The organism is Mesorhizobium sp. M2E.F.Ca.ET.209.01.1.1 (assembly GCF_004010375.2).
Taxonomy (GTDB): Bacteria; Pseudomonadota; Alphaproteobacteria; order Rhizobiales; family Rhizobiaceae; genus Mesorhizobium.
Genome location: NZ_SADP02000259.1, coordinates 1 through 374, shown reverse-complemented (window position 1 = coordinate 374; position 374 = coordinate 1). Strand labels below are relative to the sequence as shown.

Sequence of the window (374 nt, the reverse complement as noted above, 5' to 3'; positions counted from 1 at the left end):
TGACGTCGAACGACAGCCGCCCCTTTGCCGCGGCCATAATCAACGCGCCAACCGAACCCATCGCGCCCCCCTCGGTCGGCGTGGCGATGCCGAGGAAGATGGTGCCGAGCACGAGGAAGATCAGCGCCAGCGGCGGGATGAGCACAATCACCACCTGCTGCGCCAGCTTCGACATCATGTTGATGTGCAGCCGCTGGTCGGCAATCGCCACAATGTAGATGACGATCACGCCGACGGCGGCGCCCAGGATGTCCGCGTTGTCGCCATGCGCCGGCGCGAGGTACCGATAGGCCGCATAGGAGATCGCGCCTGCGACCAGCAGCGCCACGATCAGCGAGATCACGCCGTGGCCGAGCGTCCCGGCGTCGAGCGCC

1 protein-coding gene is annotated in these 374 nt (G+C 66.8%); it reads right to left on the bottom strand.

Translation table 11 applies throughout. From position 1 onward, the window contains the following. The coding region (locus tag EN852_RS35550) for a TRAP transporter large permease subunit (RefSeq protein WP_135879656.1) at positions 1-374 on the bottom strand (374 nt) is incomplete at both ends.